The sequence below is a fragment of the Luteococcus sp. H101 genome, assembly GCF_038433155.1.
Classification (GTDB): Bacteria; Actinomycetota; Actinomycetes; order Propionibacteriales; family Propionibacteriaceae; genus Luteococcus.
On sequence record NZ_JBCDMW010000016.1, the window covers coordinates 33,333 to 46,940 of the forward strand.

The window sequence follows — 13,608 nt, forward strand, 5'->3', positions numbered from 1 at the left end:
ATGGAGTGATTTATTAGACAAACTAATCGCTAGTCCAGCGGATGTTGGGGAACTATAATTAGAATACAGACACGAAGACTTCGGGGGAGGTTAGCATGAGCAGCACACCAGCAACCCAGACACCTCCCATGGGCGTGCCCGACGACCTCCCCGGGACTGCCCTTGCGACGATCGAGGCTCTGCGGGCGGAGCGCCGGGCCCGGCGGGAGTCCGAGGCCCGCGACTTCCGGCTGATCGCGCATCTGGCCGATCTGTACTCCGACGTCGACGAGGTGGATTCGTCCGAGCCGGCGCTGCCCGGCCGGGAACGCCTCGTCGCCCTCGGTGGAGCGGGGACTCCGGAGGTTGCGGAGGGGTGTGCGTTGGAGTTGGCCGCGGATCTGCATGTCCGGGTGGAGGAGGCCACCGCCCTGATCGCCGCCGCGTTGGATGTGCGACACCGGCTGCCGGCCCTGTGGCGGATGGTGCAGGAGCTCGACGTGCCGGTGCACCACGCTCAGCACATCGCCTTCGCCACCCGGGAGTTGGACCGGGATGCCGCCGGGTTGGTGGACCTGGAGCTGTCGCGGATGATCGTCGGAATGTCGTTCAGGCGGGTGAAGAAGACGGTGGCCGGCGTGGTGCTCCGCCACCTGCCACCCGAGGAAGCCGAACAGAAGCGTCAGGACGCCCAGGAAGTCCGGGGAGTGTGGATCGCGCAGTCCGAGGCCGGGGTTGCTGATGTTGCCGCGGTGATCGACGCGGCGGATGCCGTGCAGCTCGACGCCCAACTGGATCGGTTGGTGCAGGTGTTGCGCCGCGCCGGACACGTCGGCACCCCGAACGCGCTGCGGGCCAAGGCGCTCGGGTTGATGGCCACCCCCGCGCTGGCCACCCAGTTGTTGCAGGCCGATGCCCTGGACCAGTTGCCCGTCGGGGAGGAGTTCGAGCGGCTGTGTGAGCGGGCGGGGCAGGCCGGGCATGTCTGCGGCACCATCACCGTCGACCCCGAGAAACTGCTCCCCGCCACCCAGGTGGTGCTGCACCTGACCGACACCACCCTGCAGGCCGGCGAGGGCATCGTCCGTGGTGAGCATCTGCAGCCGTTGTTGGCGGGCTGGTTGCGGGACCTGTTTGGTCATCATCGGGTCACGGTGCGGCCGGTGATCGACCAGAACCACCAGGTCCCCTCGGATGCCTATGAGTGTCCAGCCACCATGCGGGAAGCGGTCACACTGCGCAGTCCGTATGAGGTCTTCCCGTGGTCCACCCGACAATCAACTGGTCTGGACCTCGACCACACCACTCCGTGGAAGACCCCTCGACAAGCTCGGGGACCGCTGGCCGGCCTCACCCATCCGGACAATCTTGGTCCGTTGTCCCGTCGTGCCCACCGGGCCAAGACCCACTTCGGCTGGCACCTGGCCCAACCCCTGCCCGGGATCTTCCTGTGGCAGACCCCGTTGGGCTACCGCTACCTCACCACGGCCAGCCGCACCCTGGACCTCGGCCGGCCCGACGTCGCCGCTTCCCGACGACACCTGGAAACCCAGATCCTGGAAACCACAGCGGCCTGACGCCGCCCACCGGCCTCACGCCAGGGCGGTCGTCGTGGCCTGGTGCACCAGCCGACGGCAGCGCTCCAGCGGCATCCGGTCGGGTTCCATGGCACGCGCAATGGCGATCCCGTCCAGGCTGGCCAGCAGGATCGCGGCCCGGTCCGCCGCCTCCATGGCCGGAACTCCCGCGCCCTCCAGCAATCGGGCGAGGGAATCCTCGACGGTGCGCCACAGCTGCCGGTGATGCTTGGCCACTGTCGGATCACCCAGGGCGTGGGCGACGAAGGCCAGCCACACCCTGATCGAGGGCTGCGCGTCGGCCGTCGCTCCACCCAACAGCTCGGTCAGCCGGTGCAGCGCCTCGGGCGCCGACTCCCGACCTGAAGCCGCCTCGCTCGTCTCCAGATCGGCTCTGATCTGCCCCTCGATGGCATCCACCAGTGCCAGCAGCAGGTCCGCCTTGGTGGGGAAGTGGTGCTGCACCGCGCCGATGCTGGCACCGGCCTGCGCGGCCACCGCCCGGATGGTCAGCGCCTCGAGCCCCCTCGAGGCCACCAGTTCCGCGGCGGAATGCAGCAGGTCGGTGCGCAGGGTGGTCACCCCGAACATTGTGCCCCATGGGATCGCTCCCGGCAGGGCCCCACAGGAGCTGACCCATACGCATGTATGGTATCGGCTGTGGTGAGGAGACAGGTTGGCGCCGGGCTGTGGCTGCTGAGCGCCGTGACGCTGCCGGTGGAACTGGTGGTCGGCTGGTTGACTGGCGGGCGCTACGACTGGTTGCGGCAGACCATCAGCGAGCTCGGCGTGGCGTGTGGCGAGACCTTCTGTTCGTCGGCGCACGCATGGCTGAACGGCGCACTGGTGTTGGCGGGGTCCGCCCTGGTGGTGGGTACCCTGCTGCTCGCGCCGTAGCTGGGCGCCGGATGGCGACGCATCACCGGCATCACGACGGCCCTGCTGGCCGGGGCCAGCACCGCGGCGACGGGGCTGGTGCCGCTGGACGTCGACCCCGGCCTGCACTTCCTGGTCTCGGCCCCGGCCCTCGCCCTGGCCGCGGTGCCCGCCCTGGTCTGGCTACCTCTCATTCGCAAGCGAGGCCCCCTTCGGGGCGTCCTGGTGGGCATCTTGTTGCTGGCTCTGGCGGCCGGGCTGGCCGTCGCCCTGTGGCTGGAGGCCCCGCTGCCCGGGGCGCTGGAGCGGCTCGCGGTCTGGCCCTCGACCCTACTGATCGCCCTGCTGGGCGTCCGGATCTGGAGGAGGGGCCCGGAAGAACCACACGCGCCGCCCACCCGGAATGGGTGAGCGGCGCGTGCGGGTGGCGGAAGGGAAGCTCAGGCGGCTTCCCGAAGCTGCGCGAGCGCATTGCGCTCAATCTGGCGGACCCGCTCGGCGGTGATGCCCCAGACGGCGCCGATGTCGGCCAGCTTGGCCTGACGGCCGTCGGAGAGGCCGTAGCGACGCCGGACCACGTCGGCGGAACGCTCATCCAGACCGCCCAGCATGTTGTCCAGCACCTGCCGTTCCTCGGCGTCCAGCACCATCTCGTCGGGGCCGGGCGCGGTCTCACGGGCAATCAGGTCACCCAGCGAGGTGTCGCCGGACTCCTCGACGGGGGCATCCAGGGAGACGTGCTCGCGGCTGTAGCGGATCAGGTCCACCACCCGCTCCTCCTCCAGGGCCAGCTCGGCGGCGATCTCGGCCACCTCCGGCTCGCGACCCAGCTGGCGCTCCAGGTTGCGACGCACCGCATTGACCTGGTTCACCTGCTCCGCGACGTGCACCGGCAGCCGCACGATCCGCCCCTGCTGGGCGATGCCGCGGCTGATCGCCTGCCGCACCCACCAGGTGGCATAGGTGGAGAACTTGAACCCCTTGGTGTAGTCGAACTTCTCGACGGCACGGATCAGGCCGGTATTGCCCTCCTGCACCAGGTCCAGCAGGGGCATCTGGGCCCGGCCGAACTTGCGTGCGACGGAGACCACCAGTCGCAGATTGGCCTGCACGAAGCGCTGCATCGCGGCCTCGCCCTCGTCGACCATCTGCTGCAGCTCGTCGGTGGAGACCTTCTTGCGCGTCTTCAGCTCACCGTCGAGCAGCGCCTTGGCGTACAGCCCCAACTCGATGGTGCGGGCCAGCTCAACCTCGTCCTCGGCAGTGAGCAGGGGAGTGCGGGCGATGGTCTCGAGATAGAGGCCGACGGAATCCTTGCCGTCGATGCCCTCGCTGCTGCGCACTCGCGTTCGTGTGTCCATCTGGGTCACCTTTCACCGTTTCTCACCCCTGACAACGCACAAGGTTCCCGAAACGATCCACGAAAGTGCCCATGATCAGCCAAATCACGCTCTGAGCGGACAAGACCATACCCAGGGGGTAGATCCTGCCCGCCCAGCTCAGGGTTTTCCCTGAGGGGAAGGCTCGGTGGAAGCCCTCAGGCCTGGTGGTCCTGGCTGATCTGGCTGATGATCCACGCCAGCTCGAAGGCTTCCTCCCGCCAGGACCCGTACCGGCCGCTGACCCCGCCATGCCCGGCCACCATCTCGGTCTTCAGCAGGATGGGCCGTTCCGGGTCGGCGACGACGGTCTCCCGCAGCCTGGCCACCCACTTGGCCGGCTCGGTGAACAACACCCGGGTGTCGTTGAGGCTGGTGGTGGCCAGGATCGCCGGATACCGCTCCGCCCGGATGTTCTCGTACGGGGTGTAGCTCTTCATGCAGGCGTAGACCTCGGGATCCTCGATCGGGTTGCCCCATTCCTCCCACTCGACGACGGTCAGCGGCAGCTCCGGCTTGAGGATGCTGGTCAGGGCGTCGACGAAGGGCACCCCGGCGTGCACCGCCCGGAACAGCTCGGGCGCCAGGTTGGTGATGGCGCCCATCAGCAGGCCGCCGGCGCTGCGCCCCCGGGCCGCCAGCCGGTCCGGGGAGGTCCATCCCTGCTCCACCAGGTGCCGCCCGCAGGTCACGAAGTCACTGAAGCTGTTCGGCTTGGTCAGCTGCTTTCCCTGGTCATACCAGGCGCGTCCCATCTCCCCGCCGCCGCGCACGTGCGCGATGGCGAACACGATCCCGCGCTGCAGCAGGCTCAGCCGGGCAATCGAGAAGCTCGGCGGAATCGACACCTCGTAGGAGCCGTAGCCATAGAGCAGGCACGGGGCGCTGCCGTCGGGGACGACGTCCCTACGGTGCACCAGGCTGATCGGGATCCGGGTCCCGTCCTCGGCGGTGGCCCACAGCCGTCGCTGCACATAGTCGGCCGGATCGTAGGCGCCGTGGGTCGGGTGCTCCAGCACCGGGGTGCGCCGCAGCAGAGTGGTGTCGCCACTGGTCAGGTCCAGTTCCAGCACGCTGGCCGGGGTGATCAGGGAGGTGTACTGCAGCCGCACCGTGGTGCTGCCCCAGTCGGGTTCGCTGTAGGGCTGCACGTCGTAGAGTTCCTCGTCGAAGTCCACCCACCGCGGTTCGCCGAAGCCCTCGCCCGCCCGGTCCAGGATCGCGACGGTGCTCAACCCGTCGCGGCGTGCCGTCAGCACCGCATGACCGGCATAGGCCTCGACGGACTCCAGCCGCACCCCGGGCTGTCCCGCCACGACGGTGGTCCAGTGCTCGGCGCCGGGGGAGTGCAGCGGCGCCGTGGCCAGGCTGTAGTCCGCGCAGTCCCGGTTGTGCAGCACCAGCACCTGGTCACCGGCTGGTTCCACCTGGTACTCGACGTTCTCCACCCGGCCGGCAACCGAGGTCGGCGTGCCTTCGGGATCATCGGTGGGCAGCAGCCAGCACTCGCTGGTCAGTTTGGAACCGGCCATGAAGAGCAGGTGGTTGCGGTCCCGGGACTCGTCGACGCCCAGCCAGAAGCGCTCGTCGTCCTCCTGCAGCAGCAGCACGTCCTTGCTGGGATCGGTCTGCAACCGATGGCTCCACACCTGGAAGGGTCGCCACGCCTCGTCCACCAGGGAGTAGACGATGTGCTGGTTGCCGGCCCAGCACAGGCCGTGGGACAGGTCGGTGTGGATCGGCCCGAAGTCCTCACCGCTGTCCAGGTCTCGCAGGTAGGAGGTGAACCGCTCGTCGCCGGCATGGTCCACCGACCAGGCCAGCAACTGGCCGTCGGGGGAGACGCTGAACCCGCCCAGGGCGAAGAACTCGTGCCCCTCGGCCTCGGCATTGCCGTCCAGCAGCACCTGCTCCCCGGCCACCTCACCGGACAGGTCCGGCCGAACGCCGCTCAGGTCCGCCACCCGGCAGTGGATCGGGTAGTCCTTGCCCTCGACCGTCCGGCTGTAGTACCACCAGCCCTGCTCCCCATCGTCGTCGACGTGGGTGACGTGCGCGGGCACCGACAGGTCGGTCTGCTGGGTCCGGGCCGAGATGTCGTCGAAGATCTCCTGCCGCAGCCCCGCCAGCGGGGCGGCCAGGGCATCGGCGTAGGCATTCTCGGCCTCCAGGTGGGCGATCACCTCGGGGTTGGTCTTGTCCCGGAGCCACTCGTAGTCATCCACGAAGTCGTCGCCGTGGAAGGAGCGGGTGACGGGGTGCTTGGCTGCGACTGGAGGCTTCAGTGACATGCCGACAGCCTAGTGCGGCACCCGGTTTGGGTTGTGACCCCGAGCGTGCCAAGATGTCTGCGGGAGTACTCTTGACTTTCACCGGCTTGACCACGCCCTGAAATCAGCAGCCTTCCATTCCTTGCCCGCAGCTTGCGGCCAGGAAAGCTTTCCCGGACTCCCGAGAGGATCCTTCGTTGACGCCCAGCTCTTCCAAGAAGGCAACCGAGACCACCGACGAGACCGTCGAGGCCCCGGCCGCCGCCAAGAAGACCACCGCCCGCAAGACCGCCGCCAAGAAGACGACGGCCAAGAGCGCGGCCAAGAAGACCACCGCCAAGCGCACCACCAAGAAGACCGCCGCCGAGGAAGAGGTGGTGACCATCGGGGGCGCCGTGGAGGGCGAGAACCTCGAGGTGCACGTCAAGCGTGATGGTGACGACGTGGTGCTCACCGTCGGTGGCAAGAAGCGGACCTTGGACGACGTCGACGAGGCGGACTTCAAGCCGGAGGAGACCGCCAAGGAGGAGAAGGAGCTCGTCGAGGAGTCCCAGGGTTTCGTCGTCTCCGACGCCGACGACACCGACGAGCCCGAGCAGCAGGTGATGGTGGCCGGCGCCACCGCGGACCCGGTCAAGGACTACCTGAAGCAGATCGGCAAGGTGGCCCTGCTGAATGCCGAGATGGAGGTGGAGCTGGCCAAGCGGATCGAGGCGGGCCTGTTCGCCGAGGAGCAGCTCAACGACGACTCGATCAAGGTCAAGGCCGCCGATGTCGAGGACTTCGAGTGGATTGCCGAGGACGGCAAGCGCGCCAAGAACCACCTGCTGGAGGCCAACCTGCGCCTGGTGGTCAGCCTGGCCAAGCGCTACACCGGCCGCGGCATGCTCTTCCTGGACCTGATCCAGGAGGGCAACCTGGGCCTGATTCGCGCCGTCGAGAAGTTCGACTACACCAAGGGTTACAAGTTCTCCACCTATGCCACCTGGTGGATCAAGCAGGCCATCACCCGCGCCATGGCGGACCAGGCCCGCACCATCCGCATCCCCGTGCACATGGTGGAGGTCATCAACAAGCTGGCCCGCGTGCAGCGCCAGATGCTGCAGGACCTCGGCCGGGAACCCACCCCGGAGGAGCTGGCCAAGGAACTCGACATGACCCCGGAGAAGGTCGTCGAGGTGCAGAAGTACGGCCGCGAGCCCATCTCCCTGCACACCCCGCTGGGCGAGGACGGCGACTCCGAGTTCGGCGACCTGATCGAGGACTCCGAGGCGATCGTCCCGGCCGACGCCGTGAACTTCACCCTGTTGCAGGAGCAGTTGCACGACGTGCTGGACACCCTGAGTGAGCGGGAGGCTGGCGTGGTCAGCATGCGCTTCGGCCTGACCGACGGCCAGCCCAAGACGCTGGACGAGATCGGCAAGGTCTACGGCGTCACCCGGGAGCGGATCCGCCAGATCGAGTCCAAGACCATGAGCAAGCTGCGCCACCCGTCGCGTTCGCAGGTGCTGCGGGACTACCTCGACTGATGGGCAAGACCCCCTACCGGATCAAGCGAGCCGAGCACCCCGCCGAGATCGAGGGCGCCGTGCGCGCCTGTGCGCAGGCCTGGCGGGAGTCCTACCAGGGCCTGCTGTCCGAGGAGATCATCGACGCCCGTGAGCGGGAGGGCGCCATCCAGCGCCGCACCATGGAGTGGGCCGTCGCCACTCAGAACGACGTCTGGTTCTGGATCCTGCTGGACTCCCGGGATCAGCGCGTCGTGGGGATGGCCTGCGCCCTGCCCGCACGCGACGCGAATCCTCCGGAGATCTTGGAGCTGGTCAGTCTGCACTTGACAGACGAGGTGAAGGGCACCGGCGCCGCCGACCGGCTGCTGGAGATGGCCGTCGGGGACATGGACTGCTACCTGTGGGTGCTGCAGGGCAATGACCGGGCCGTCGCCTTCTACCGGCGCAATGGCTTCGAGCTGGATGGCGCCGAGCGCACCAATCCGGACCTGGCCGGGGCCACCGAGTTGCGGATGGTCCGGCACGCCGACTGACCCTGCACGGTCTGTCGCGACGCCGGGCTCAGCGGACCAGCTTGCGCAGCCGCCCTCGATCGCGTTTCGGCTTGTCCCGTTCCAGTTGGGCCAGGGTCTCGGCGTCCAGCTTGGGGATCACCTGGGTCTTCTCGTCATCGCCCAGGAAGTCGGTGACCACCGGCGCCGTGTGTCGACGCCGCAACCCGCGGGCCCGCATCCGCTCGTGCCGGAAACGGTCGACGGGATTGGTCCGCGGCCCGATCTGCCCCTCGGCCAGGCGACGCCCCAGCTGGGAGGCCTTCCACCGGTCCCGTACTCGCACCCGCGCGTCGACGTCCAGCTGCTGCAACACCTGGTCCAGTGAGGCCAGGATGCCGCTGCTGAGCAGCCACTGGTCGCCCAGGCTGTCGGCCGCCGCCAAGAGCTCCGCCATGTCGGCCCGGGCCTCGCGCAGCTGCCGGTAGTTGCTGACGAAGACCTCGTGCGCCTTGTCCTCATTGCCATTGGCCTCGGCCTCCACCATGGTCCCGAAGGCATCCAGGCAGTCGCCCAACCGGCGCAGCATCATGGCGACCGCCTGCTGCACGTCGTCGTCGAAGGGCTGTTCCGGCGTGTGGGCCAGGCCCAGCGACGGGTGGACCGGCGCGGGGGCGTGCCGCTCCATCACCAGGAAGATTGCGCGCAGGCTGAGCAGGCAGCTCTCCAGGCTGTTCAGCCCGCTGGTCAGGATCGGCGCGATGTCCGCCCGGCCCATGGCACGGGAGTTGAACTTGCGCAGGTCGGTCAGCTCGGTGATCTGGTTCTGCGCCTCGATCACCTGCTGGGTCACCTTGCGCGCCTGGTCGATCCAACCGGAGACCATCGCCTTGTTGACCGCGCCCTCCTCCATCGCCTCGGCGGCCCTGTGCAGCACGTCGCGCTGCTTGCTGGCCACCCGGCGCACCGCGGAGGAGGCCGACCGGAAGGGGACGGCCGGTGGCAGGACCAGCGGGAAGATGATGCCGACGGCCGCGCCGATCACGGTGGAGACAATCCGGGTCTCGGCGGCCACGTCGCCCTGGGTGGAGCCCAGGATCAGCATGGCGCTGATGGGCATCTCCAGGCTGGCATTGCCCAGGTGCAGGATCCGGGCCAGCACCAGCGCGCTGAAGATGACCAGCCCCAGGCTCCACCAGTGCATGCCCAGGTATCCGGCGGTGAGCAGCGCCAGCCCGACGCCGGTGGTCACCGAGACCATGCGCAGCAGGCCCATCTTGAAGGAACCAGCCGCCGAGGCCTGGATCACCAGCAGGGCGGTCAGGGCCGAGGTCAGGTCGATCGGGCCGCTCACCAGCCACCGGGTGAGCCCAAAGGCCAGCACCGACGCCGTCGCGAGCCGCGCCAGGTTGCCCAGCACCGGAAGGGCGCGCGCCAGCATCTCCCGGCGGCCCGCCGGGCGGGACGGCCAGAGGAAGTTCAACAGGCGGGTGAGGTGGTGGCGCATTTGCCGCCCAGTCTAGGAGTGCGGTCTGACAGATTTCTGTGTGCAAGCTGGCCGCCAGCTGAGCACCACCGCCAGCACCAACCCAGCGGAATAGCACCGCTTGCGTGCGGGTTCCAGACGGTATGAGCAATCCGATTCCGCTGAGCGTGCTGGACCTGGTCACAGTCACCGAGAACACCAACACCCCGCAGGCCCTGCAGCGTTCCATTCGGCTGGCGCAGGCTGCCGACCAGCTGGACTACCGCCGCTACTGGGTGGCCGAGCACCACAACATGCCCGCCGTCGCCTCCACCAACCCGCCGGTGATCATCGCTGCGCTGGGGGCGCACACGTCGAAGATCCGGGTGGGTTCGGGCGGCGTGATGCTGCCCAACCACGCCCCCTACGTCGTCGCGGAGCAGTTCGCCCTGCTGGAGGGCCTCTACCCGAATCGGATCGACCTCGGGCTGGGGCGCGCGCCCGGCACGGACCAGCGGACGGCCGCGGCGCTTCGTCGCAGTTCCGACGCGCTGGGGGTGCAGGAATTCCCGCAGCACGTGCTGGAACTGCTCAGCTGGCTGGGGGACAACCGGCTGGAGGAGCCGCTGTCGGCGTCGCTGGCCGCCACCCCGAAGGCCGAGACCCACCCCGAGGTCTGGCTGCTGGGCAGCTCCGCCTACTCCGCGCAGCTGGCCGGCATGCTGGGCCTGCGCTACTGCTACGCCCACCACTTCGGCCAGATGGACGAGGTGGCGGTGATGGAGGCCTACCGCGGCCGCTTCGAGCCCTCGCCGGCCCTGGCCGAGCCGCACGCCATGATCGCCACCAGCGTCATCACCGACGCCGACGCCGAGCGGGCTGAATACCTGGCCGGCCCGGCCAAGCAGATGGCCCTGGCGCTGCGCACCAACCGGCTCACTCCTGTCGTCTCGCCCGAGACCGCCGCCGAGCGGGGGATCAATCCGCTGGATGCCCAGATGCTGACGCACCTGCCCGCCACCAAGTTCGTCGGCACGCCCGACGAGGTCAAGCCCCAGCTGCCGGACCTGGTCACCCGCACCGGGGTGCAGGAGCTGATGTTGGCCGCCACCACCTACGACGTCCAGACGCGGATCGACACCTTGCGCGACGTCCACGCCATGGAATTGACCACCAAGTGAGACGCGTGTCTTGAAATCTGGGCGTCGTCGATAGGCTCCGGCCGTCATCGACGACGTCCAGAAAGGCGACAGCGTGTCCACCAGCCCACCACCCCAGCCGGCCACCGGCCCCCTGCCACCCGTCGCGGTGGTCCCCGACGACCAGATCTCCGGCCGCGAGAAGCTGATCTTCGGCGTGATCGGCGTGCTGGCCGCGGTGGCCTGGTTCGTGATCGCCGTCCAGCGTGGTGAGCGGGTCAGCGCCGCCTGGTTCGTGCTGGCCGCCGTCGGCAGCTACCTGCTGGCGCTGCGCTTCTACGGCAAGCTGATCGAGCGCAAGATCCACCGTCCCGACGACACCCGCGCCACCCCGGCCGAGGAGTTCGCCAACGGCAAGGACTTCATGCCCACCCACCGGGTGGTGCTGTTCGGGCACCACTTCGCGGCCATCGCTGGTGCCGGGCCCCTGGTCGGACCCGTGCTCGCCGCCCAGATGGGGTACCTGCCCGGCACGCTGTGGATCGTCTTCGGCGTGATCCTGGCCGGCGCCGTGCAGGACTACATGGTGCTGCACCTGTCCATCCGTCGGCGGGGACGCTCCTTGGGCCAGATGGCCAAGGACGAACTCGGAGCGGTCGGCGGCTGGTTCGCCATCCTCGGCGTGACCACCATCATGATCATCCTGATCGCGGTGCTCGCCATCGTCATCATCGGTGCCCTGGCGCACAGCCCGTGGGGTGTCTTCTCGATTGCCATGACCATCCCGATCGCCCTGTTCATGGGCATCTACATGCGCTACCTCCGCCCCGGCGCAGTGGGGGAGACCTCGGCGATCGGCATCGTGCTGCTGGTGGCCGCGATCGTCGGCGGATCGTGGGTCAGTCACCATCCGTCGCTGGCCCAGGTCTTCACCCTGAGCCCCGTGCAGCTGGCCTACGCCATTGCCATCTACGGCTTCTTTGCCGCGGTCCTGCCGGTGTGGCTGCTGCTGGCGCCCCGTGACTACCTGAGCACCTTCATGAAGGTGGGCACGATTGCCTTCCTGGCACTGTCCATCCTGGTGGTGCTGCCCGTGATGAGCATGCCCGCGGTCACCACCTTCGCCCGCACCGGCACCGGCCCGGCCTTCGCCGGAGACCTGTTCCCCTTCCTGTTCATCACCATCGCCTGTGGGGCGCTGAGCGGCTTCCACGCCCTGATCAGCTCCGGGACCACGCCGAAGATGATCCAGAAGGAGTCCCAGGCCCGCATCATCGGCTACGGCGGCATGCTCACCGAGAGCTTCGTCGCCATGGCGGCCATGATCACCGCCTGCGTGATTGACCAGCACATGTACTTCGGCATGAACGCGCCGCTCGGCCTGACCGGCGGCACGCCGGAGACCGTCGCCAAGTACACCAACGGTCTGGGACTGGTCAGCCCCGGCGGCCAGCCGCTGCCCGCCGCCACCCCGGAGATGTTCAGCCAGGCCGCGCACGAGGTGGGGGAGACCACCATCATCTCCCGCACCGGCGGTGCCCCGACGCTGGCCTTCGGCATGGCCCAGATCTTCGGCGACATCCCCCTGATCGGTGCCGCCAAGGCCTTCTGGTACCACTTCGCCGTGATGTTCGAGGCGCTGTTCATCCTGACCACTATCGACGCCGGAACCCGGGTGGCCCGGTTCATGATTGGCGACCTGCTGGCCAATGTCCCCGGCCTCAAGCGGTTCAGCGACCCGTCCTGGCGGGCCGGCGCCTGGATCACCACCCTGCTCACCGTGGTGGCGTGGGGGTCCATCGTCGTGATGGGTGTCACCGATCCGCTGGGCGGCATCAACATGCTCTTCCCGCTGTTCGGCATCGCCAACCAGCTGCTGGCCGCCATCGCGCTGACCCTGGTCTTCGTCGTCGTGATGAAGAAGGGACTGTTCAAGTGGGCCTGGATCCCGGGCCTGCCGCTGGCCTGGGATGTGCTGATCACCATGTGGGCCAGCTACCAGAAGATCTTCTCCAGCAACCCGAAGATCGGTTACTGGAGCAACCATGCCGCCGCGAAGGCGGCCAAGGAGGCGGGCCAGGCCACGTACCTGACGGCGAAGACGCCGCACGAGATCGACATGGTGATCCGCAACACCTTCGTGCAGGGCACGCTGAGCATCGTCTACGCGGCACTGGTGCTGGTGGTACTGGGAATCGGTCTGCGGATCGCCTGGCAGGCCTGGCGCAAGGGTGGCCTGCCCGACGCGGAGGCCCCGCGGGTGGATTCGGAGATCTTTGCCCCGGCCAGCTTCTTCGCCACCCAGCAGGAGAAGCAGGTGTTGGCGCAGTGGCGGGCGGCCGGGCGGGACGCCAGCGGCGAGCACCTGGACCACCGTGCCCACGCCCACGAGGTGGCGACGTCATGACCGCCCGTGAGGCCGCGCACCTGCTGGCCCGGGTGTGGAAGGGAATGAGCGGCCTGGACGCCTATGAGCGCTACCTGGCGCATCATCGCCATGCCCATCCGGGAACACGCGCCCCCAGCAAGGCGGAGTTCTACCGGGCCAAGTGGGACCAGGAGTCCCGCACCCCGACGGCCCGCTGCTGCTGAGGTGCACAAAGCGCCCCCACCGCACGGGTGGGGGCGCTTCGCTGTCTTCTGGGCTGGATCTCAGGGGATCCGGGTCAGCCGATCTTGGCGGTCTCGTCCTGGATCTTGAGCGCGACCTGCTGCAGCTTGTCCTGATGGGCGCGGGCGTGGTGCGCGCAGAACAGCAGTTCCCCGCCGGAGGCCAGGATGACGCGCAGGTAGGCCTGGGCGCCGCAACGGTCGCAGCGGTCGGTCGCGTCCAGCGAACGATCCTCGATGACTGTGGTGGTCACTGTGGCCTCCAATGGTTTGGCGGGCCAGCGGCCCGCGGAATCTCGAACACCAGGTGC

12 protein-coding genes and 1 pseudogene are annotated in these 13,608 nt (G+C 68.5%); 8 read left to right on the forward strand and 5 right to left on the reverse strand.

What is annotated here, in order from left to right; genetic code table 11:
* Window positions 1–128 precede the first annotated feature (128 nt).
* Window positions 129–1,556 carry an HNH endonuclease signature motif containing protein gene (locus AAEX60_RS06140; protein ID WP_342101936.1) on the forward strand — a complete coding sequence of 476 codons (1,428 nt, stop codon included), beginning with the start codon at window positions 129–131 and terminating at the stop codon, window positions 1,554–1,556.
* Between the two features lie 15 nt (window positions 1,557–1,571).
* Here AAEX60_RS06140 and AAEX60_RS06145 read toward each other — a convergent pair whose 3' ends face one another.
* Window positions 1,572–2,138, reverse strand: a complete 567-nt coding sequence (locus AAEX60_RS06145) for a TetR/AcrR family transcriptional regulator (protein WP_342101937.1) — start codon at window positions 2,136–2,138, stop codon at window positions 1,572–1,574.
* 81 nt (window positions 2,139–2,219) lie between these two features.
* Between AAEX60_RS06145 and AAEX60_RS06150 the strand changes: the two genes are divergently transcribed.
* Together AAEX60_RS06150 and AAEX60_RS06155 are read left to right on the forward strand one after the other, a co-directional pair.
* Window positions 2,220–2,453, forward strand: a complete 234-nt coding sequence (locus AAEX60_RS06150) for a hypothetical protein (RefSeq protein WP_342101939.1) — start codon at window positions 2,220–2,222, stop codon at window positions 2,451–2,453.
* Between the two features lie 78 nt (window positions 2,454–2,531).
* Window positions 2,532–2,843, forward strand: a complete 312-nt coding sequence (locus AAEX60_RS06155; protein ID WP_342101940.1) for a hypothetical protein — start codon at window positions 2,532–2,534, stop codon at window positions 2,841–2,843.
* Between the two features lie 29 nt (window positions 2,844–2,872).
* On the opposite strand, the gene AAEX60_RS06160 is transcribed toward AAEX60_RS06155, so the two are convergent.
* Together AAEX60_RS06160 and AAEX60_RS06165 are read right to left on the reverse strand one after the other, a co-directional pair.
* Window positions 2,873–3,793, reverse strand: coding sequence for a sigma-70 family RNA polymerase sigma factor (locus tag AAEX60_RS06160; protein WP_342101941.1), 921 nt, complete (start codon window positions 3,791–3,793; stop codon window positions 2,873–2,875).
* A 176-nt stretch (window positions 3,794–3,969) separates the two neighbouring features.
* On the reverse strand, window positions 3,970–6,102 hold the full coding sequence (locus tag AAEX60_RS06165; protein ID WP_342101942.1) for a S9 family peptidase: 2,133 nt from the start codon (window positions 6,100–6,102) through the stop codon (window positions 3,970–3,972).
* A 185-nt stretch (window positions 6,103–6,287) separates the two neighbouring features.
* Here AAEX60_RS06165 and AAEX60_RS06170 point away from each other — a divergent pair.
* Together AAEX60_RS06170 and AAEX60_RS06175 are read left to right on the forward strand one after the other, a co-directional pair.
* Window positions 6,288–7,610: pseudogene (locus tag AAEX60_RS06170) on the forward strand (RNA polymerase sigma factor); the annotation flags it as partial.
* Window positions 7,610–8,125, forward strand: a complete 516-nt coding sequence (locus AAEX60_RS06175; RefSeq protein ID WP_342101943.1) for a GNAT family N-acetyltransferase — start codon at window positions 7,610–7,612, stop codon at window positions 8,123–8,125. The pseudogene AAEX60_RS06170 and the gene AAEX60_RS06175, both read left to right, overlap by 1 nt.
* 28 nt (window positions 8,126–8,153) lie before the next feature.
* Here AAEX60_RS06175 and AAEX60_RS06180 read toward each other — a convergent pair whose 3' ends face one another.
* On the reverse strand, window positions 8,154–9,590 hold the full coding sequence (locus AAEX60_RS06180) for an FUSC family protein (RefSeq protein WP_342101945.1): 1,437 nt from the start codon (window positions 9,588–9,590) through the stop codon (window positions 8,154–8,156).
* Between the two features lie 122 nt (window positions 9,591–9,712).
* Here AAEX60_RS06180 and AAEX60_RS06185 point away from each other — a divergent pair, with 122 nt between their 5' ends.
* From AAEX60_RS06185 to AAEX60_RS06195, 3 genes are all read left to right on the forward strand, one after another.
* The gene (locus tag AAEX60_RS06185; RefSeq protein WP_342101946.1) at window positions 9,713–10,729 is read left to right on the forward strand and encodes an LLM class flavin-dependent oxidoreductase; all 1,017 of its coding nucleotides are present in this window, start codon (window positions 9,713–9,715) and stop codon (window positions 10,727–10,729) included.
* A 73-nt stretch (window positions 10,730–10,802) separates the two neighbouring features.
* On the forward strand, window positions 10,803–13,094 hold the full coding sequence (locus tag AAEX60_RS06190) for a carbon starvation CstA family protein (protein WP_342101947.1): 2,292 nt from the start codon (window positions 10,803–10,805) through the stop codon (window positions 13,092–13,094).
* A complete protein-coding gene (locus AAEX60_RS06195) occupies window positions 13,091–13,279 on the forward strand; it encodes a YbdD/YjiX family protein (protein ID WP_342101949.1) in 189 nt (62 codons plus the stop codon). Before AAEX60_RS06190 ends, AAEX60_RS06195 begins: the two co-directional genes overlap by 4 nt.
* 74 nt (window positions 13,280–13,353) lie before the next feature.
* Here AAEX60_RS06195 and AAEX60_RS06200 read toward each other — a convergent pair whose 3' ends face one another.
* Complete coding sequence (locus AAEX60_RS06200; protein ID WP_342093103.1) at window positions 13,354–13,551, reverse strand: DUF7455 domain-containing protein; 198 nt, start codon at window positions 13,549–13,551, stop codon at window positions 13,354–13,356.
* Between the last annotated feature and the right edge of the window lie 57 nt (window positions 13,552–13,608).